At 72.3% G+C, this 17,715-nt stretch carries 19 protein-coding genes; 10 read left to right on the top strand and 9 right to left on the bottom strand.

Annotated features, from left to right (window positions below; genetic code table 11):
- Positions 1–2 precede the first annotated feature (2 nt).
- On the bottom strand, positions 3–701 hold the full coding sequence (locus tag AACH10_RS00785) for an RluA family pseudouridine synthase (protein ID WP_341408442.1): 699 nt from the start codon (positions 699–701) through the stop codon (positions 3–5).
- Positions 702–837: 136 nt separating this feature from the next.
- On the opposite strand from AACH10_RS00785, the gene AACH10_RS00780 reads away from it, so the two are divergent.
- From AACH10_RS00780 to AACH10_RS00765, 4 genes are read left to right on the top strand one after another with little or no spacing between them, the layout of a single operon-like run.
- Positions 838–1,308 (top strand): Spy/CpxP family protein refolding chaperone, encoded by a 471-nt coding sequence (locus AACH10_RS00780; RefSeq protein ID WP_341408441.1) that lies wholly within the window; start codon positions 838–840, stop codon positions 1,306–1,308.
- Positions 1,309–1,311: 3 nt separating this feature from the next.
- On the top strand, positions 1,312–1,704 hold the full coding sequence (locus tag AACH10_RS00775) for a methyltransferase family protein (protein ID WP_341408440.1): 393 nt from the start codon (positions 1,312–1,314) through the stop codon (positions 1,702–1,704).
- Between the two features lie 40 nt (positions 1,705–1,744).
- Positions 1,745–2,533: a response regulator transcription factor gene (locus tag AACH10_RS00770; protein ID WP_341408439.1), complete on the top strand. Its 789-nt coding sequence runs from the start codon at positions 1,745–1,747 to the stop codon at positions 2,531–2,533.
- Entirely contained in the window at positions 2,533–3,900 is a 1,368-nt protein-coding gene (locus tag AACH10_RS00765; protein WP_341408438.1) for a sensor histidine kinase, read from the top strand. Before AACH10_RS00770 ends, AACH10_RS00765 begins: the two co-directional genes overlap by 1 nt.
- On the opposite strand, the gene AACH10_RS00760 is transcribed toward AACH10_RS00765, so the two are convergent.
- Complete coding sequence (locus AACH10_RS00760) at positions 3,887–4,693, bottom strand: DUF3047 domain-containing protein (RefSeq protein ID WP_341408437.1); 807 nt, start codon at positions 4,691–4,693, stop codon at positions 3,887–3,889. The genes AACH10_RS00765 and AACH10_RS00760 overlap by 14 nt on opposite strands.
- A gap of 131 nt (positions 4,694–4,824) precedes the next feature.
- Positions 4,825–5,082 (bottom strand): hypothetical protein, encoded by a 258-nt coding sequence (locus AACH10_RS00755; RefSeq protein ID WP_341408436.1) that lies wholly within the window; start codon positions 5,080–5,082, stop codon positions 4,825–4,827.
- Positions 5,083–5,285: 203 nt separating this feature from the next.
- Here AACH10_RS00755 and AACH10_RS00750 point away from each other — a divergent pair, with 203 nt between their 5' ends.
- Complete coding sequence (locus AACH10_RS00750; protein ID WP_341408435.1) at positions 5,286–6,503, top strand: GGDEF domain-containing protein; 1,218 nt, start codon at positions 5,286–5,288, stop codon at positions 6,501–6,503.
- A gap of 3 nt (positions 6,504–6,506) precedes the next feature.
- Here the strand turns inward: AACH10_RS00750 and AACH10_RS00745 are convergent, their stop codons facing one another.
- Positions 6,507–7,736 carry a tryptophan--tRNA ligase gene (locus AACH10_RS00745; protein WP_341408434.1) on the bottom strand — a complete coding sequence of 410 codons (1,230 nt, stop codon included), beginning with the start codon at positions 7,734–7,736 and terminating at the stop codon, positions 6,507–6,509.
- A 98-nt stretch (positions 7,737–7,834) separates the two neighbouring features.
- On the opposite strand from AACH10_RS00745, the gene purN reads away from it, so the two are divergent.
- The gene (gene purN, locus AACH10_RS00740; RefSeq protein ID WP_341408433.1) at positions 7,835–8,467 is read left to right on the top strand and encodes a phosphoribosylglycinamide formyltransferase; all 633 of its coding nucleotides are present in this window, start codon (positions 7,835–7,837) and stop codon (positions 8,465–8,467) included.
- A gap of 43 nt (positions 8,468–8,510) precedes the next feature.
- On the opposite strand, the gene AACH10_RS00735 is transcribed toward purN, so the two are convergent.
- Positions 8,511–8,744, bottom strand: coding sequence for a DUF1653 domain-containing protein (locus AACH10_RS00735; protein WP_341408432.1), 234 nt, complete (start codon positions 8,742–8,744; stop codon positions 8,511–8,513).
- Between the two features lie 166 nt (positions 8,745–8,910).
- Between AACH10_RS00735 and AACH10_RS00730 the strand changes: the two genes are divergently transcribed.
- Positions 8,911–9,531 (top strand): chalcone isomerase family protein, encoded by a 621-nt coding sequence (locus tag AACH10_RS00730; RefSeq protein WP_341408431.1) that lies wholly within the window; start codon positions 8,911–8,913, stop codon positions 9,529–9,531.
- 36 nt (positions 9,532–9,567) lie between these two features.
- On the top strand, positions 9,568–10,839 hold the full coding sequence (locus AACH10_RS00725) for an RsmB/NOP family class I SAM-dependent RNA methyltransferase (RefSeq protein ID WP_341408430.1): 1,272 nt from the start codon (positions 9,568–9,570) through the stop codon (positions 10,837–10,839).
- Between the two features lie 12 nt (positions 10,840–10,851).
- Here the strand turns inward: AACH10_RS00725 and AACH10_RS00720 are convergent, their stop codons facing one another.
- Positions 10,852–11,943, bottom strand: a complete 1,092-nt coding sequence (locus AACH10_RS00720; RefSeq protein ID WP_341408429.1) for an ABC transporter ATP-binding protein — start codon at positions 11,941–11,943, stop codon at positions 10,852–10,854.
- Positions 11,944–12,040: 97 nt separating this feature from the next.
- Here AACH10_RS00720 and AACH10_RS00715 point away from each other — a divergent pair, with 97 nt between their 5' ends.
- Positions 12,041–13,669: an ABC transporter permease gene (locus AACH10_RS00715; RefSeq protein WP_341409185.1), complete on the top strand. Its 1,629-nt coding sequence runs from the start codon at positions 12,041–12,043 to the stop codon at positions 13,667–13,669.
- 25 nt (positions 13,670–13,694) lie between these two features.
- Here AACH10_RS00715 and AACH10_RS00710 read toward each other — a convergent pair whose 3' ends face one another.
- Positions 13,695–14,738, bottom strand: coding sequence for an extracellular solute-binding protein (locus tag AACH10_RS00710; protein ID WP_341408428.1), 1,044 nt, complete (start codon positions 14,736–14,738; stop codon positions 13,695–13,697).
- 235 nt (positions 14,739–14,973) lie between these two features.
- On the opposite strand from AACH10_RS00710, the gene AACH10_RS00705 reads away from it, so the two are divergent.
- Positions 14,974–16,173: a DesA family fatty acid desaturase gene (locus AACH10_RS00705; protein WP_341408427.1), complete on the top strand. Its 1,200-nt coding sequence runs from the start codon at positions 14,974–14,976 to the stop codon at positions 16,171–16,173.
- Positions 16,174–16,274: 101 nt separating this feature from the next.
- Here the strand turns inward: AACH10_RS00705 and gloA are convergent, their stop codons facing one another.
- Both gloA and AACH10_RS00695 read right to left on the bottom strand, forming a co-directional pair.
- Positions 16,275–16,676, bottom strand: coding sequence for a lactoylglutathione lyase (gloA, locus tag AACH10_RS00700; RefSeq protein WP_341408426.1), 402 nt, complete (start codon positions 16,674–16,676; stop codon positions 16,275–16,277).
- 82 nt (positions 16,677–16,758) lie between these two features.
- Positions 16,759–17,712: an MBL fold metallo-hydrolase gene (locus tag AACH10_RS00695; RefSeq protein ID WP_341408425.1), complete on the bottom strand. Its 954-nt coding sequence runs from the start codon at positions 17,710–17,712 to the stop codon at positions 16,759–16,761.
- Between the last annotated feature and the right edge of the window lie 3 nt (positions 17,713–17,715).

Raw genomic sequence — 17,715 nt, 5'->3', positions numbered from 1 at the left:
TCTCAGAACGGGGTGGGGCAGTCGAACTGCCAGGGGCCGGCCGTGATGATGGCTTCGGTGGCTGCAGCGCCAACAGTGGCATCGGCTGTCTCGGCCTCCGCCGGCCACTGCACCTGCGGCAGTTGCAGCGCACAGGCATGCAGCAGCAGGCGCGGCGCGGCGGCCAGCCACTCGGGCGGGGCATACAGGTCGTCGCCGAGGATCGGGTGGCCGATGCTGGCCAGGTGCACGCGCAGCTGGTGCGAGCGGCCTGTGATGGGCTCCAGCGCCAGCCGGGTGGTGCCCGCTGCCGCGTTGCGCGCGATCACGCGCCAGCGCGTCTGCGAGGGCTTGCCCACCTGGTGGTCGACGATCTGGCGCGGCCGGTTGGGCCAGTCGCAGATCAGCGGCAAGTCGATCTCGCCTTCGTCCTGTGCGGGCAGGCCGGCCACCACCGCCTCGTAGCGCTTGGCCACCTGGCGCGCGGCAAAGGCCATCGACAGCGCACGGTGCGCGGCGGCGCTGCGGCCGAAGACCACCAGACCCGAGGTGCCCATGTCCAGCCGGTGCACCGGCTTGGCACCGGGCCAGCGCGCGGCCACGCGGGCGGCCAGGCAGTCGGCCTTGTCGGGGCCACGGCCGGGCACGCACAGCAGGCCGGCCGGCTTGTCGGCCACGACCACATGGTCGTCGACGTGGATCAGGGACAGGGCGTCATTCACGGGGCGCGAGCATACCCAGCGCGTGACGGTGAAAAGAAACGAAACACGCCGATACGGCGGTGAAAGGACGCGCCGGGCGCGCGCCGACACCATGGCGTCCATGTTCCACACCTTCAACTTGTTCGGGAGATCGACGATGAAACCCTGGATCCGACGCACCCTGATCGGCGTGGCCGGCCTTGGCCTGGTGTTCGGCGGCCTGGCCGCCTGCAGCCACCGCATGGGCCATGGCTGGCCGGCCAGCGAGGCCGATGCCGCGCAGTGGCGCGAGCGCATCGTGCACAAGGCCAGCCGCGAGCTCGATCTCGACGCCGCGCAGCAGGCCAAGCTGAACGGCCTGGCCGAGGCCATGGCGGCGCAGCGCCGCGCGCTGGTGGGCGAGATGGGCGCCAACCCGCGCGCCGAGTTCCAGGCGCTGATCGCCGGCCCGCAGTTCGACCGTGCCAAGGGCCAGGCCCTGCTCGACGCCAAGACCGGCGCGCTGCGCGACGGCGCGCCCCAGGTGATGAGCGCCGCGGCCGACTTCTACGACAGCCTGAAGCCCGAGCAGCAGCAGAAGCTGCGCGACTTCATGGCCAAGGGTCGGCACGGCCACTGGCGGACCTGAGCCATGGCCGGTGTCACGTTCTGGTTGCCGATGCCTGGCGTCGCGCAGGCCCTGGCCGCCACCGGCTGGGGCCTGATGCTGCTGGGCCTGGGCTGGGCCGCCTGGGCGGGCCGCACGCTGCACCGCGCCGGTGTGGCCCTGGCGCCCGGCGCGCCGCCGCTGCGCCTGGTGGACGACGGCCCCTACGCGCTGGGCCGGCATCCGATGGCGCTGGGCGGCCTGGTGGCGCTGGCCGGCTGGGCGCTGGCGGCGCAGTCGCTGAGCCTGGGCATTGCCGTGCTGGCGCTGGCGCTGTGGTTCGACCGCGTGCAGTTGCCGCGCGAGGAAGCCCGCCTGGCGGCACACTTCGGCGGCTGGTGGCGCGACTATGCCGAGGACGTGCGCCGGTGGCTGTGACGCCGGGCGCGGCCCGTGGCCATGCGACGATGCACACCCCATGCACCGCATCCTGCTGATCGACGACGACGCCGAGCTGGCCCCGCCGCTGGCGGCCTACCTGAAGCGCTTTGACCTGGCGCTGGAATCGGCGCTGTTGCCCAGCGCCGGCCTGGCGCGGCTGGCCGCCGGCGGCATCGACGCGGTGATCCTGGATGTGATGCTGCCCGAGATGGACGGCTTCGCGCTGTGCCGGCAACTGCGCGCCGACAGCGACATCCCGATCCTGATGCTCACGGCGCGCGGCGACCTGACCGACCGCGTGGTGGGGCTGGAGCTGGGCGCCGACGACTACCTGCCCAAGCCCTTCGAGCCGCGCGAGCTGGCGGCACGCTTGCAGACCATCCTGCGCCGCGCCACGCGGCCACCGGCCGCGCCGGCCGCGCCGGCCGCGCCGGCGGCGGCGCCGCCGTCCACCAGCCTGCTGTGCTTCGACGGCTTGCAGATCGACACCGCGCGCCGCGAGGTGCAGCGCCTGGGCGAGGTGGTGCCGCTCACCGGCACCGAGTACGAGCTGCTGCTGGTGCTGGCGCGCGAGCCGCAGCGCGTGTTCCACCGCGACGAGATCCTCAACCGCCTGCGCGGCCGCGATGCCGACCTGGCCACGCGCGCGGTCGACATCCTGGTCAGCCGGCTGCGCCGCAAGCTGGAGCCACTGCCGGCGGTGAAGACGCTGCGCAACGCCGGCTATGCGCTGGCCCTGGCGCCGCAGGTGTCGGGGGCGTCGGGGGCGTCGGGGGCGCCGCTGGCGGGCGTCGCACCCGGCCCGGGCAGCGTGGCGGCCGGCTGATGCGCTGGCGCCATCCCGCACCCGACTGCCCGCCACGCACGCTGCGCGGGCGCTTCGGCCATTCGCTGCGCTGGCGGCTGGTGGCGCTGTTCGTGCTGCTGGCGCTGGCCACCACGGCGGTGTTCGTGGCCGGCACGCGCGAGGTGTTCTCCACCGGCTGGCGCGGCGTGGCGCTGCCGCTGATCGCCGACTACGTGGACCGCCTGGCGGCCGAGATCGGCGACCCGCCCGAGCTGGCGCGCGCCCAGGCCATCACCCGGCGCCTGCCGGTGGCCATCCGCATCGAGGGCCCGGTGCTGAACTGGGATTCGCACCCCGAGCGCCAGCGCTACCACGATCACTTTCACGACACGTCACGCGAGCCACATTCGGCCCGCGAGCAGATGCTGCGCACGCTGCTGACCCGCAGCACCGCCGACGGCCACCGCATCGTGTTCGGCGTCGGCAGCCTGCAGTGGCCGCAGCGGCCGGTGTGGTTCGCCTGGGCCACGCTGGGCGGGCTGTTGGTGCTCACGGCGCTGGCCTTTGCCTATGTGCGCCACCTGTTCCGGCCACTGGACGACATCCGCGCCGGCGCCCAGCGCTACGGCGCGGGTGATTTCTCGCAGCCCATCCCGCAGCGCCGCCGCGACGAGCTGGGCGAGCTGGCCGGCCAGGTCAACGCCATGGCCGAGGGGCTGAACCGCATGCTGGAGGGCCAGCGCGGCCTGCTGCTGGCCATCAGCCACGAGTTGCGCTCGCCGCTGACGCGTGCGCGGCTGAACGCCGAACTGGTGGCCGAAGGCCCCGAGCGCGATGCGCTGCTGCGCGACCTGGCGGCCATGCGCGACCTGATCGCCGACCTGCTGGAGAGCGAGCGCCTGGCGCGCGGCGACGCCACGCTGCAGCGCGAGCCCACCGACCTGAACGCGCTGGCCCGCACGCTGGTGGCGGCCGAGTTCGACGGCCGCGGCGTGGCGCTGGACCTGGCGCCCGACCTGCCGACGCTGGCACTCGACCGGGTGCGCCTGCAGCTGCTGCTGCGCAACCTGCTGGACAACGCGCTGCGCCACGGCGGCGGCACGCCGGTGCTGCTGAGCACGCAGCGGCAGGCGGGCGGCGTGCGCCTGAGCGTGCGCGACCAGGGGCCCGGCGTCGACGCCGCCACGCTGGCGCGCCTGGCCGAACCCTTCTTCCGCCCCGATGCGGCGCGCAGCCGCGAGCGCGGTGGCGTGGGCCTGGGCCTGTACCTGTGCCGGCTGGTGGCGCAGTCGCACGGTGGCCGGCTGGACATCGCGCCAGCGGCGCCGGGCCTGGTGGTGAGCCTGTGGCTGCCGCTGGACGGCGCCAGCGCGGCCGGCGCGGCGGGCGCGCTCAGGCCAGCGTGATGTCGCCGTACCAGGCGTCGTGGTCGGTCTTCAGCGCGTCGCCGTCGGTCAGCACGCCCACGCCGATCACCTTGCCGGGGGCCTCGCCGTACACGCGGCGGTAGTCGGCGGCCAGGTCACGCTGGTAGTGCAGCCACTGGCCGGTGCGCGCGCCACCGCTCTCCACCGTGAGGTACTGGATGCGCGCGGTGCGGTGGTTGCGGTGCACGCTTTCCACCGCATGGCGGCCGCCGTCCCACACGTACATCAGCATCGCAAACGGCAGGCGCTGGCCGGTGAACAGCTCCACCTGGTCGAACAGCAGGCGGTCGCGCAGCGACAGGCGCGCGTGGTCGCCGTCGAAGGCGACGATCAGGCGCGCCGGGCAGTCGTCCAGCTCGGCCGCCGACACGTCGGCCTGGTCGTGCACATGCGGCACCTTCCAGCTGAAGCCCAGCGTGCGGCGCTGCGCCGGGTCGATGTCGAGGGCGCAGTGCAGGCCGGTGGCCGAGCGGCGGGCCTGGGCATGCAGCGCCACGCGGCTGCCCTCGCGCGCCAGCGCGTAGCGGGTACGCGGCAGATCACGCCGCAGCACATACGGAAACCAGCCCGTGGGCAGCTGCCCCGGTGCGGCGCCGGAAAAGGTCTGGATCTCGGTGGCCGGTGCGGCCGGGTGCCCCATGCCGTCCACGGCCGGCGACGCGGTCTCGCCCTCGGGGGACCGCGTGGCACAGGCCCCCAGACCGGCCAGGGCACACAGGCCCAGACTGCGGGCCAGCCACTGGCGGCGATCGACCGCAGCAACGCTCTTCATCGCACACACCTCGCAACGACATCCGCTGCACTGCCGGCAGCGTGGGCGAGATGCTAGCGCCGATGCGGGCGCCTGCCCGATCGTGGAAACCGCAACGCCATCGCGCCTACATCAGGCGCGCCGGGCGCAGATCAGTCGTTCTTGCCCATCGAGCGCAGCGCGGCCGAGCGCAGGTCGGCGGCAAAGCCGGGGTCGCTGGACTGGATGCGGCTGGCCCAGGCGAGCACTTCCTCGGCGGTCTGGGGCTCCTGGCGGCTGACCTTCAGCTGCCACTGGTCCAGGCGGCGCAGCGCGCTGATCACGGCGCCGGCAGCGGCGGCAAACCACACCGCGCCACGCGGCACAGTCAGGCGGGCGGGGCGACCGAAGGTCATCGAAGCACTGGTCATGATGGTGACTCCTGTGAGCACTGAACCCGGGTTGGATTCATGTTGCAGTGCAGTATAGGGTTTTCACCAAGTCCCTGCCATCGGAATTGACTTGAGTCAGGCCTCCAATCTCGGCAGGCGTGACGCAATGCCGCCACCCAGGCCCCCCAAAGCCGGTGGTGGACGGGCAGGCATACTGCGCCGCAGCCGTCCCTCCCGTCGCGATGCAACTCCACACCCCCACCCTGCTGGTGACGCTGCTGCTGGGCTTCGCGCTGCTGACGCTGGAACTGGGCGTGGCGCAGCGCGGGCTGCGCGCGCGGCCCGAGCTGCGGCGCTGGAACCTGGGCAACTGGGCCATGCTGGCCGGCTTCGCGATGCTGTTCGCGCGGGTGCTGATGCCGGAATGGCTGTCGCTGGTGCTGGGCAACGGCCTGATCGCGCTGGGCCTGATCGCCTATGTGCAGGCGCTGCACCGGCTGCTGCGCGAGGCCGCGCCGCCGCGCTGGACGCGCCGCATCCAGCCAGCCCTGTGGCTGGGCCTGGCGCTGCTGGTGTTCTGGCCGCAGTCGCTGCGCACGGCGGCCGTGTCGCTGCTGTTCGCAGGGCTGCTGGCGCCGGCCGTGTGGCTGGTGCTGCGCCACGGCTGGCGCGACGAGCGCTCGCTGCGCACCGTGGGCGTCACGCTGGGCCTGGCGATGCTGGCGCTGGGCGTGCGCGCCGTGCACGCGCTGGGCGTGCCCGAGGACTACCAGAGCGTCATGCAGCCCAGTCTGGGGCAGGGCGCCACGTTCATGATGGCCTTCCTGGCCCTGCTGGGATCGGGCTTCGCGTTCCAGCTGGCGGTGTTCGAGCGCGTGGCGCAGCAGATGGAGCACCTGGCCAGCCACGACGGCCTGACCGGCTGCCTGAACCGCAGCACCACCGACGCGCTGCTGGCGCACGAGCTGCGCCGCGCCCGCCGCGAGCGCCAGGCCGGCGGACCGGCCGGACGGCCGCTGGCCTTCGTGCTGCTGGACCTGGACCACTTCAAGCAGGTCAATGACCGCCATGGCCACCGCACCGGCGACGCGGTGCTGCAGGCCTTCGTGGCCATCGCCAAGCAGCGCCTGCGCGGCTCCGACGCGCTGGGCCGCACCGGCGGCGAGGAGTTCGGCCTGGTGCTGCCCGGCACCGACGCCGATGGCGCCCGCGTGCTGCTGGAATCGATCCGCCAGGCGGTGGCCGCGGCGCCGCTGGCCACCGACGAATCGGGCCGGCCGGTGCAGGTCACGGTCTCGGCCGGCATCGCGGTGGCGCCCGGCGACGCCGGCATCAGCGCCGACCGCCTGTACGGCCGCGCCGATCAGGCGCTGTACGAGGCCAAGCACGGCGGCCGCAACCGCGTGGAGGTCTACGGCGACAGCAACCCGGTGCAGGCCGCGTTGCCGTTGAACACCTGAGGGTCAGTACCTGAGGCCCATGGCCTCGCGCACGTCCTTCATGGTCTGGCGCGCCACGGTGCGGGCCCGCTCGGTGCCCATCTCGACGATCCAGTGCACCTGCTTGGGGTTGGCCAGGTAGGTTTCGGCGCGCTCGCGCCAGGGTTGCTGCTCGCGGATCACGGCGTCGGCCACCGGGGCCTTGCAGTCCAGGCAGCCGATGCCGGCCGTGGTGCAGCCCTGGCGCGCCCAGGTCTTGGTGGCCTCGTCGGAGTACACCTCGTGGAACTGCCACACCGGGCAGCGCGCCGGGTCGCCCACGTCGGTGCGGCGCTGGCGCTGCGGGTCGGTGGGCATGCGGGCGATCTTCTGGCGCACCACCTCGGGCTCCTCGCGCATCGCGATGGTGTTGCCGTAGCTCTTGCTCATCTTGCCGCCGTCCAGGCCGGGCAGCTTGGCCACCTCGGTGTGCAGGGCCAGCGGCTCCTGCAGCACGCTGCGGCCGCTGCCCTTCAGGTGGCCCAGCAGCAGCTCGGTCTCGGTCTCGTCCAGCACCACGGCGGCCTTGCGCACGATGCCCTCGCCCTTGGCCAGGGCCTCGGCGGCGCCGGTCTCGCCGAAGGCCTTGCGCTGCTTCTCGAAGTAGCGCGTGTCGTCCTTGCCCAGCTTGGCCAGTGCGGCAGCCACCTTGGCGTCGAAGTCCTTGCTGCGGCCGTACAGGTGGTTGAAGCGGCGCGCCACCTCGCGCGTGAGCTCCACGTGCGAGGCCTGGTCCTCGCCCACCGGCACGTAGGTGGCCTTGTAGATCAGGATGTCGGCGGCCTGCAGCAGCGGGTAGCCCAGGAAGCCGTAGGTGGCCAGGTCCTTGTCCTTGAGCTTCTCGATCTGGTCCTTGTAGGTCGGCACACGCTCCAGCCAGCCCAGCGGCGTGCCCATGGCCAGCAGCGTGAACAGCTCGGCATGCTCGGGCAGCCGGCTCTGGATGAAGATGGTGGCCTTCTCGGGGTCGAGGCCGGCGGCCAGCCAGTCGATGACCATGTCGTAGACGCTGCGCTCGATGACCGCGGGGTCTTCGTAGTGCGTGGTCAGCGCATGCCAGTCGGCCACGAAGTAGAAGCAGTCGTGCTCGTCCTGCAGTCGCACCCAGTTCTTCAGCGCGCCGTGGTAGTGGCCCAGGTGCAGGGCCCCGGTGGGGCGCATTCCCGAGAGCACGCGGGACTTGGGCGGCAGGGCGGCAGGGGCGCTGGTGGACATGGCGGGTGGCGATCCGGGGAATCGTGGGAATCTGCGGGAGGGGCGATTCTGTCAGAGCAGGGCGGCGCGGCCCGCGGCTACACTCCCGCCCCTTCACCATGAAGCGCATCGTCATCCTCATCTCCGGCCGCGGCAGCAACATGGAGGCCATCGTGCAGCGTTGCGCCGCCGAGGGCTGGCCCGCGCAGGTGGCCGCCGTGATCGCCAACCGGCCGGGCGCCTCGGGCCTGGCCTTCGCCGCCGGCCATGGCATCGCCACCACGGTGGTCGACCACACGGCGCACGCCAGCCGCGAGGCCTTCGACGCCGCACTGGCCGCGGCCATCGACGCCCATGCGCCCGACCTGGTGGTGCTGGCCGGCTTCATGCGCATCCTGGGCGACGCCTTCGTGCAGCGCTACGCCGGGCGGCTGCTGAACATCCACCCGTCGCTGTTGCCGGCCTTTGCCGGCCTGCACACGCACCGCCGCGCCATCGAGGCCGGCTGCAAGCTGGCCGGCGCCACGGTGCACTTCGTCACCCCGGCGCTCGACCATGGGCCCATCGTCGCCCAGGCTGCCGTGCCGGTGCAGCCCGATGACACGCCCGAGGCCCTGGCCGCGCGCGTGCTGGCCGTGGAGCATGTGATCTACCCGCAGGCGGTGCGCTGGTTCGTCAGCGACGAGCTGCAGGTGGACACCGCCGGCGTGGTGCGCCACCGCGGCGGCGCCTCGCAGCTGCTGCTGGGCTGACGCCGGGGGGCAGGGGCAGGGGCAGGGGCGGCTGCGCGCCGGCTCAGCCGATCTTCGCGAAGCGCGGCTGCGTGACGCCGTCGATGGTCACCTGTTCGAAGAACATGGCGTGCGGGCGCACCCACAGCGCGCCCTCGCCGTACAGCGGGCGGTAGACCACCAGCGGCTCCAGCGTCTCGCTGTGGCGCGCGGCGCCCACCACCTCGTACTCGTTGCCTTTGTAGTGGCGGTAGCGGCCGGTGGGCGTGGGGGGCAGGGCGGGCAGATCGTGGCTCATGCGGCCACTGTAGCCGTCCCGGGCGCGTCAGGGTCGCGCTGCCACGGCCGGCCGGCGCCAGGCCGGTGCCGCGGCCGGTGCATCGGCTGTCCGGCGGAGGCGCCCCGGCCGGCGAACGCCGACAATCCGGCGCAAACACACAACGCGCGTTCAGGAGGAGTCGACGATGCGCCCCGCCCATGCCCGTGGCCGCCAGGCCGGGCTGATGATGCTGCCGCTGGCCGTGGCGCTGGCGCTGCTGCCGGCCCAGGCGCTGCTGGCCGCGCCCGCCACGCGCTTCGAACCCGGCGCCACGCTGCAGGGCCAGGCGCTGCTGCTCAACGGCGCGGGCACGCGCTACAAGGCCGTGTTCCGCGTCTACGACATGGGCCTGTACACCACGCGCAAGGTGGCCTCGCCGGCCGAACTGCTGGCGCTGCCCGGCCCCAAGCGCCTGCAGTTCGTGGCCCAGCGCGAGCTGCCCGGCACCGACCTGGGCCGCCTGTTCGTCAAGGGCCTGACCGACAACGCCCGGCCCGATGAGATGAACCGCCACCTGCCGTCGATGACGCGCTTCATCGAGATCTTCTCGGGGCGCAGCAAGCTGATGCCGGGCGACAGCTTCGCGATGGACTTCGTGCCCGGCAAGGGCACGCAGTTCTTCATTGCCGGCCAGCCCCAGGGCGCCCCGGTGGGCGACGACGAGTTCTTCCACATGGTGCTGCGCATCTGGTTCGGCGAGCGGCCGGCCGACCACCTGCTGCGCGACGCGCTGCTGGGCATCGCGCCCAAGGCCGATCTGCGCTGACGCCGGCGGCGCCGGGGGCCTGGGATAATCCGGGCGATGCATCCCTCCGCCCTGCTGGACCTCACCACCGAGCTGCTGCGTGCCGTGCTCAAGCTCGACGCGCCGGCCGACGGCATCGTCTCGGCCTTTTTCCGCAAGCACAAGAACCTGGGCCCGCGCGAACGCCACGCGCTGGCCGAAACCGCCTACGCGGTGCTGCGCCGCCGCCCGCAGCTGCAGCACCTGGCGCAAAGCGGCAGCGGCGCACTGGAACGCCGCCTGGCCCTGCTGGCCTGGGCCGGCGATGCCAACCAGCTGCGCGGCGCCGTGGGCCCCCACGAGCAGACCTGGCGCGCCCAGGTGCGCGAGATCGATCTGTCCGGCCTGCCCGAGAAGCTGCGCCACAACCTGCCCGACTGGATGGCCAATGCGCTGAAGCAGCAGCTGGGCGGGGCGCCCGAGCATGCCGACTTCTGGCAACTGGTGGCCTCGATGGACCAGGGCGCGCCGCTGGACCTGCGCGTCAACACGCTCAAGGCCAAGCGCGAGGACATCCTGCAGGAGCTCAAGGCCCTGGGCGTGCAGGCCGCACCGACGCCGCATTCGCCCTGGGGCATCCGCGTGCAGGGCAAACCGGCGCTGCAGAAGCTGGCGATGTTCAACCGCGGCGATGTCGAGGTGCAGGACGAGGGCAGCCAGCTGCTGTCGCTGCTGGTCGATGCCAAGCGCGGCGAGATGGTGGTCGACTTCTGTGCCGGCGCCGGCGGCAAGACGCTGGCGCTGGGCGCGGCCATGCGCTCCACCGGCCGGCTCTATGCCTTCGATGTGTCGGGCCACCGGCTGGATGCCCTCAAGCCGCGCATGGCGCGCAGCGGGCTGAGCAACATCCACCCGGCGCAGATCGCCCACGAGCGCGACGAGCGCATCAAGCGCCTGACCGGCAAGATCGACCGCGTGCTGGTCGATGCGCCGTGCTCGGGCCTGGGCACCTTGCGCCGCAACCCCGACCTGAAGTGGCGCCAGAGCCCGCAGGCCGTGGCCGAACTCAACGCCAAGCAGACGGCCATCCTCGACAGCGCGGCGCGCCTGCTCAAGCCCGGCGGCCGCCTGGTCTACGCCACCTGCAGCCTGCTGGCCGACGAAAACGAGCGCGTGGCCGAGGCCTTCGGCGCCGCGCACCCGGACTTCCGGCCGCTGGACGCCGCCGAAGTGCTGGCCAAGGCCCAGGTCGGCGGGGCCGAGTCGCTGGTGCAGGGCCCGTACCTGCGGCTGTGGCCGCACCGGCATGCCACCGACGGCTTCTTCGCCGCGGTGTGGCAGCGCGACTGAGCCGCGGCCCGCTCAGTGCGGGTCGGCGTCGCCGCGCCCGAACGTGACCACGTGGTCGATCTCGGGGCGGATGCCGATCCACTCGCCCACCTGGTGGTCGTGGTGCGAGGGCACATGGGCCAGCACCCGCTCACCGCTGCCCAGGCGCAGCGTGTACAAGAACTCCGAGCCGCGGAAGGCCTTGCGCTCGATGCAGGCGCGCACCGGGCTGGCGTCGTCGTGCACGATGTCGTCGGCGCGCAGCAGCACATCGCACTCGCCGGCCGGATAGGCGTCCGGCATCGGGCACTCGGCCGCGTCGTCCAGCAGGCCCAGCGGCGTGTGCACGCGCGGGCCGTCGGGGCCCTGCACCACGCGGGCCGGCGTGAACACGCCGTGGCCGATGAACTGCGCCACGAAGCGCGTGGCGGGGCGGTGGTAGAGGGTGTAGGCATCGTCCCACTGCGCCAGCTGGCCCTGCTGCATGACGCCGATCACGTCGCCGAGCGCGAAGGCCTCGAACTGGTCGTGCGTGACCACCAGCGCCCCGGTGCCGTGGCGCTGCAGGATCTCGCGCACGTCCTGCGCCAGGCGCTCGCGCAACTCCACGTCCAGGCTGGAGAAGGGCTCGTCCATCAGCAGCAGCGCCGGGCGCGGCGCCAGCGCGCGCGCCAGCGCCACGCGCTGCTGCTGGCCGCCCGACAGCTGGTGCGGCATTCGCTGGGCCAGCGCCTCCAGCCCCACCAGCGCCAGCATGTCGCGCACCCGCGCCGGGCGTTCAGCCTTGGCCAGGCCCTGCAGGCCGAAGGCCACGTTGTCGGCCACGCTCAGGTGCGGGAACAACGCGAAATCCTGGAACACCATGCCGATGCGGCGCTGCTCGGCCGGCACCTGCTGGCCCTGCGCGGCATCGGCCAGCACGCGGCCGTCCATGACGATGCGGCCGCCGGCCAGCGGCTCCAGCCCGGCCACCGCGCGCAGCAGCGAGGTCTTGCCGCAGCCCGACGGACCGATCAGCACGCCGATCTGGCCGGGTGCCATGGCCAGTGTCACACCGTCCACCGCCGGACGGGGGGTGCTGGCGCGCCGGTAGCGCACCTGCACCTGATCGAGTTGCAGGAACATCGAACGATGATAGCCGCGCGACAATCGTGGCAATGAACCCGCAGGACCCACCCCGTCACCGCTGGCCCGCCCCGTCGATGAGCGCCTGCGCCCGATGATGCGGGGGCTGTTGCTGGCGGTGTGCGCCGTGCTGGCGCTGCCGGTGCTGTCGGTGCTGGGCAGTTGGCTGGGCACCGATGCCCAGGCCCTGGCGGTGCTGCGGCACCAGGCCCAGACCGTGCTGCCCGGTTACGCACTCGAGTCGCTGTGGCTGTCGCTGGCGGTGGCCGTGGGCGTGGCGCTGCTGGGCGTGAGCACGGCGGCGCTGGTGGCGCTGTGCCGGTTTCCGGGGCGCGGCGTGGCCGAATGGGCGCTGCTGCTGCCGATGGCCATGCCGGCCTATGTGCTGGCTTATGCCTACACCGACGCGCTGCAGTACAGCGGCCCGGTGCAGACCTGGCTGCGCGAGCGCACCGGCGCCCAGGGCGCGCTGTGGCCCGACATCCGCAGCCTGGGCGGCGCGGTGGCGCTGTTCACGTTGTGCCTGTATCCCTACGTCTACCTGCTGACCCGGGTGGCCCTGGGCGAGCGCGCGGTGCACCTGCTGGAAGCGGCCCGGCTGATGGGGGCCGGGGCGCTGCGGCGCGTGCTGCGCGTGGCCCTGCCGCTGGCGCGGCCGGCGGTGATGGCCGGCGTGGCGCTGGCGCTGATGGAGACCCTGGCCGACTACGGCGTGGGCGCCTATTTCGGCCTGGGCACCTTCACCACCGGCATCTACCGCGCCTGGCTGTCGATGAACGACGCGGTGGCGGCGGCGCAGCTGTCGTCGGTGCTGCTGGTGGTGGTGGCCCTGCTGCTGGCGCTGGAGCGCCGCGCCCAGGCGCGCCTGCGTTTCGCAGCCGGCCGCGGCACGCCGGGCCGCGAGGCCCAGCCGATGCCGCTGCACGGTCTGGCGGCGGCCCTGGCCGTGCTGTGGTGCGCGCTGCCGGTGCTGCTGGGCTTCGTGCTGCCTGTGGGCTGGCTGGGGGCCATGCTGGTGCGCGAATGGGCGGCCGGCGCCGAGGGCTGGTCGTGGCTGCGCTTTGCCGACTGGGCCTGGGCCAGCTTCCGGCTGGCGGCGCTGGCCGCCGTGCTGGCCACCGCGCTGGCGCTGGCGCTGGGCTTCGCGCTGCGCCGCCCGGCGGCCGGCGGCGCTACCGGCCGGGCGCTGCCGCTGGCGGCCCGGCTGCTGTCGCTGGGCTATGCCGTGCCCGGCGCGGTGGTGGCCATCGGCCTGATGCTGCCGGTGGGCTGGTTGCAGGCCCGCTGGCCGCAGCTGGGCGCGGCCGGCTTCGTCACCGGCACGCTGGCCGGCGTGGTGCTGGCCTACCTGGTGCGCTTCTCGGCTGTGGCGCTGCAATCGGTGGAGGCCGGCTACGCCCGGGTGCCGATGGCCGTGGACGAAACCACGCGCATGCTGGGCGCCGGCGCGGGCCGCCTGTTCTGGCAGGTGCACCTGCCGCTGATGCGCCGGCCGGCGCTGGCGGCGGCGCTGCTGGTGTTCGTCGACACCATGAAGGAGCTGCCCGCCACGCTGGTGCTGCGGCCCTTCGGCAGCGACACGCTGGCGGTGGTGGCCTACAACCTGGCGCGCGACGAGCGCCTGGCCGAGGCCGCGCTGCCCTCGGTGGCCATCGTGCTGGTGGGCCTGCTGCCGGTGGTGATGCTGGCGCGCACGATGAACCGTCCGGGCGCCGACGCGGCCTGAGCGCGCGGCGCGCCCGGCGCGCACATCACTTGTAGCCGACGCGGTCCAGCATCTGCTGCACGCGGGCTTGGTTGGCACCCACGGCGGCCACCGGCACCGCCTCCTGCTTGAAGCTGCCCATCGCATCGAGCGCCGGATTGGCCAGCTTCAGGCCCTTGGCCACCGGCCACTCGTTGTTGCCGTTGGCGAAATAGGCCTGCGCCTCGTTGCCGGCCAGGTACTCGAGGAACTGCACCGCGGCGGCCCGGTTGCGGGCGTGGGCGGCCACCGCGCCGCCGGCGATGTTGACGTGCGTGCCGAAGCCCTGCTGGTCGGGGAAGACCATGCCGATCTTGTCGACCACGGCCTTGTCCTCGGGCTTGTCCGAGCGCAGCAGTCGGGCGAGGTAGTAGCTGTTGGTCAGTGCCACCTGGCATTCACCGCTGGCCACGGCCTTGATCTGGTCGGTGTCGCCGCCCTTGGGCGCGCGGGCCATGTTCGCCACCAGGCCGCGCAGCCAGGCTTCGGTCTTCTCGGGGCCGATGTGCTCCAGCACCGAGCCGAACAGCGACAGGTTGTACGGGTGCGCGCCCGAGCGGGTGCACAGGCGGCCCTTGTTCTTGGGCTCGGCCAGTTCGGCGTAGGTGTCCACGTCCTCGCGCTGCACGCTGGCCTTGTTGTAGACGACCATGCGCGCGCGGGTGGACAGGCCGAACCAGGCCGAGCCCTTGCCGCTGTCCTGGCCCCGCAGCGTGGCCGGAATGCGCTGCTCCAGCACGGCCGACTTCACCGGCTGGAAAAGACCGTCGGCCTCGGCCTTCCACAGCCGGGCGGCGTCCACCAGCAGCACCACGTCGGCCGGGCTGGAGGCGCCTTCGTTCTTCAGGCGGGCCAGCAGGCCGGCGTCGTCGGCATCCACACGGTTGATCGTGATGCCGGTGGCCTTGGTGAAGTTGGCGTACAGCGCCTCGTCGGTCTGGTAGTGGCGTGCGCTGTAGAGGTTGAGTACCTTGTCGTCGGCCGAGGCCAGGCTGCTGGCCAGGGCCAGCGCGGCGAGGGCGAGGGGACGCAGGCGGGACACGAAGGACATGGATGCAGGCTCCGGACGGATGGCGCGCCAGCCGCCCGCCCCAGGAGGGGCAAACGCAAGCGCAACAAGAACTATTCGTGTTTGCAGTGTAGTGGAAGCACAAAGGGCACGCGGTTTTCACGGGTCTGTTCGGCGAACGGGGCCGCTGGGGGCCCCGTCTACAATGTCGCACTCCGTGCGTTGTGCGCGGACCGACAGGATCGCGAACGCAATGATCGATTTCAATTCGTTGGGGATGGCTGTGGTCGACTGGCTGGCCCATGGCCTGTGGGCCAGCGCCACCTGGTGGCAAGTGGTGCTGGTGACCCTGGTGCTCACCCACCTGACCATCTGCGGCGTCACCATCTTCCTGCACCGTGCGCAGGCCCATCGTGCGCTGGAACTGGGACCGATCCCGTCCCACTTCTTCCGCTTCTGGCTGTGGCTGACCACGGGCATGGTGACCAAGGAATTCGTCGCCGTGCACCGCAAGCACCACGCCAAGTGCGAGACCGAGGAAGACCCGCACAGCCCGCAGACCCGCGGCCTGAAGGCCCTGCTGCTGACCGGCGTGGAGCTCTACCGTGCCGAGGCCAAGAACGCCGAGACCCTGACCAAGTACGGCAAGGGCACGCCCGACGACTGGATCGAGCGCAACCTCTACACCCGCTACAGCTGGCAGGGCGTGGGCCTGATGCTGATCATCGACGTGGCGCTGTTCGGCGCCATCGGCCTGACCGTCTGGGCCATCCAGATGGCCTGGATCCCGGTGTGGGCCACCGGCGTGATCAACGGCATCGGCCACTACTGGGGCTACCGCAACTTCGAGGCGGCCGACGCCAGCACCAATGTCTCGCCCTGGGGCATCCTGATCGGCGGCGAAGAGCTGCACAACAACCACCACACCTTCGCCACCTCGGCCAAGTTCTCGGTCAAGCCGTATGAGTTCGACATCGGCTGGATGTACATCTGCGCGATGGAGAAGCTGGGCTGGGCCAAGGTGCGCAAGACGCCGCCGCAACTGCAACTGGGCAGCATCAAGCCGGTGGCCGACAGCCAGACGCTGGAAGCCATCATCGCCAACCGCTACGAGGTGATGGCGCGCTATGCCGCCGATGTGCGCGCCGCCTGCGCCGCCGAGTTCGACCGCGTCAAGAAGCAGGGCCTGTCTGCCCATCGCCTGGGTGAATTCAAGCTGGCCCAACGCTGGCTGCACCGCGACGAGGAGAAGATCCCGCAGGCCGTGAAGCCGCAGTTGGCCAGCGTGATGAGCGAGAGCCCGCAACTGGCCAAGCTGGTGGCCATGCGCGAGGAACTGCGCATGCTGTGGACCCGCACCAACGTGTCGGCCGAACAGCTGGTGGCCGATCTGCAGGCCTGGTGCAAGAAGGCCGAGGCCAGCGGCATCGAGGCCCTGGCCGACTTCTCGCGCAAGCTGCGCGCCGCGCACGCCTGACCGGTCAGCGCGATCCGGCGCCACGGCGCCGACATGACAACGGGCCCTGCGGGGCCCGTTTTGCTTGGCTGTGCGGCGCAGGCCGCAGGGCCCGTGGGGCGTCAGGCCCGGCTGGTCTGGATCAGCTCGATCTTGTAGCCGTCGGGATCGGTGATGAAGGCGATCACCGTGCTGCCGCCCTTGACCGGGCCGGCTTCGCGCGTGATGGCGCCGCCCAGCGCCGCGGCCTTGGCGCGCACGGCATCGCAGGTGGCGGCGGCATCGGCCACGCCGATGGCGATGTGGCCGTAGGCCGTGCCCAGTTCGTACTGCTCGACGCCGTAGTTGTAGGTCAGCTCGATTTCGGCCTGCTCGGGGTTGCCGCCGTAGCCCACGAAGGCCAGGTCGTACTGTTGCTCCGGCCGGTGCGTGGTGCGCAGCAGCTGCATGCCCAGCACCTGGGTGTAGAAGTCGATCGAGCGTTGCAGGTTGCCGACCCGCAGCATGGTGTGCAGCATTCGCATCAGGGTGTTCCGTTCTCAGGCAAGGTGGCCAGTGTGCCGCAGCGGGGCTGTCCCCGGCGGCGTCGGGTGATCCGCGAGGTGCTCAGCGCGGACCGTCGTCCCGGTCCAGCCAGACGCCCAGGCCCTGGGCATTGAGTTCGATATCCAGTTCCAGGCCGGCCAGCGCGGCCGCCAGATCGGTCACGCCATGGCGGCGCAGTTGCTCGGCGTACAGCGCGTTCAGTCCGGCCAGCAGTGCGGCGTGGCGATCAGGCGCCGCGCGCAGCGGCAGGGCCATGGCCACCATCGCGTCGATCTGCTCGAACAGCAGGCCGGCCAGGCGCCGCACGTCGGTCACGCGGCTGTAGTGGGTCAGCAGCATGGCCTGCGGGTCGCGCGCCATCAGCCGGTCGATCGAGCGCTTGAGCGCCTCGGGCTCGAACTGCACCGGGGTGGAGGTGGGCATGATCCAGGCGCCGCGGGCGGTGTCGTGCTCGCGGTAGCTCAGGCCGAAGGTGTCGCCGGTGAACCAGCTGCGGCTGGCCTCGTCCCACAGGCAGTGGTGGTGCTTGGCATGGCCGGGCGTGTCGATGAAGTGCAGCGCGCGGCCATGCCAGTCCAGCGTCTGGCCGTCGGTGGTGGCCTGCACGCGCTCGGCCGGCACCGGCTGCAGCTGGCCGTAGGCGCGGTCCATCTGCGCCTGGCCGTACACCGCCAGAGCGCCCTGGTACAGCGCGGAAGGGTCGACCATGTGCCGCGCCCCGCGCGGATGCGCCAGCACCGTGGCGCGCGGCAGCTGCTGCATCAGCAGGCCCACGCCGCCGGCATGGTCGAGGTGCACATGGGTGGGGATCACGTGGTCCACCGCGTCGCGCGGCAGGCCCAGGTCGTCCAGCGCGGCCAGCAGGCGCGGCACCGAGAAGTTGGTGCCGGTGTCGACGAACAGCGCATGGCCGTCCTGCACCACCAGGTAGGCGGCATCGAAGTCGTCGCGGTGGAAGCCGGTGTCGATGACGTGGATGCCGTCACCGAGGTCGTGGACATAGGGAAGGGCCATGAG

Source organism: Pseudaquabacterium inlustre, assembly GCF_038066595.1.
GTDB classification, from domain to species: Bacteria; Pseudomonadota; Gammaproteobacteria; order Burkholderiales; family Burkholderiaceae_C; genus Pseudaquabacterium; species Pseudaquabacterium inlustre.
Note: the sequence above shows the minus strand (reverse complement) of the source record. Positions and strands in the feature narration are given on the sequence as shown.

Excerpts from the sequence above, each read along its gene's own strand:
- AACH10_RS00780 (WP_341408441.1), top strand. The coding sequence starts at position 838 with ATGAAACCCTGGATCCGACGCACCCTGATCGGCGTGGCCGGCCTTGGC.
- AACH10_RS00775 (WP_341408440.1), top strand. The coding sequence starts at position 1,312 with ATGGCCGGTGTCACGTTCTGGTTGCCGATGCCTGGCGTCGCGCAGGCC.
- AACH10_RS00770 (WP_341408439.1), top strand. The coding sequence starts at position 1,745 with ATGCACCGCATCCTGCTGATCGACGACGACGCCGAGCTGGCCCCGCCG.
- AACH10_RS00765 (WP_341408438.1), top strand. The coding sequence starts at position 2,533 with ATGCGCTGGCGCCATCCCGCACCCGACTGCCCGCCACGCACGCTGCGC.
- AACH10_RS00760 (WP_341408437.1), bottom strand. The coding sequence starts at position 4,693 with ATGAAGAGCGTTGCTGCGGTCGATCGCCGCCAGTGGCTGGCCCGCAGT.
- AACH10_RS00755 (WP_341408436.1), bottom strand. The coding sequence starts at position 5,082 with ATGACCAGTGCTTCGATGACCTTCGGTCGCCCCGCCCGCCTGACTGTG.
- AACH10_RS00750 (WP_341408435.1), top strand. The coding sequence starts at position 5,286 with ATGCAACTCCACACCCCCACCCTGCTGGTGACGCTGCTGCTGGGCTTC.
- AACH10_RS00745 (WP_341408434.1), bottom strand. The coding sequence starts at position 7,736 with ATGTCCACCAGCGCCCCTGCCGCCCTGCCGCCCAAGTCCCGCGTGCTC.
- purN (WP_341408433.1), top strand. The coding sequence starts at position 7,835 with ATGAAGCGCATCGTCATCCTCATCTCCGGCCGCGGCAGCAACATGGAG.
- AACH10_RS00735 (WP_341408432.1), bottom strand. The coding sequence starts at position 8,744 with ATGAGCCACGATCTGCCCGCCCTGCCCCCCACGCCCACCGGCCGCTAC.
- AACH10_RS00730 (WP_341408431.1), top strand. The coding sequence starts at position 8,911 with ATGCGCCCCGCCCATGCCCGTGGCCGCCAGGCCGGGCTGATGATGCTG.
- AACH10_RS00725 (WP_341408430.1), top strand. The coding sequence starts at position 9,568 with ATGCATCCCTCCGCCCTGCTGGACCTCACCACCGAGCTGCTGCGTGCC.
- AACH10_RS00720 (WP_341408429.1), bottom strand. The coding sequence starts at position 11,943 with ATGTTCCTGCAACTCGATCAGGTGCAGGTGCGCTACCGGCGCGCCAGC.
- AACH10_RS00715 (WP_341409185.1), top strand. The coding sequence starts at position 12,041 with ATGCGGGGGCTGTTGCTGGCGGTGTGCGCCGTGCTGGCGCTGCCGGTG.
- AACH10_RS00710 (WP_341408428.1), bottom strand. The coding sequence starts at position 14,738 with ATGTCCTTCGTGTCCCGCCTGCGTCCCCTCGCCCTCGCCGCGCTGGCC.
- AACH10_RS00705 (WP_341408427.1), top strand. The coding sequence starts at position 14,974 with ATGGCTGTGGTCGACTGGCTGGCCCATGGCCTGTGGGCCAGCGCCACC.
- gloA (WP_341408426.1), bottom strand. The coding sequence starts at position 16,676 with ATGCGAATGCTGCACACCATGCTGCGGGTCGGCAACCTGCAACGCTCG.
- AACH10_RS00695 (WP_341408425.1), bottom strand. The coding sequence starts at position 17,712 with ATGGCCCTTCCCTATGTCCACGACCTCGGTGACGGCATCCACGTCATC.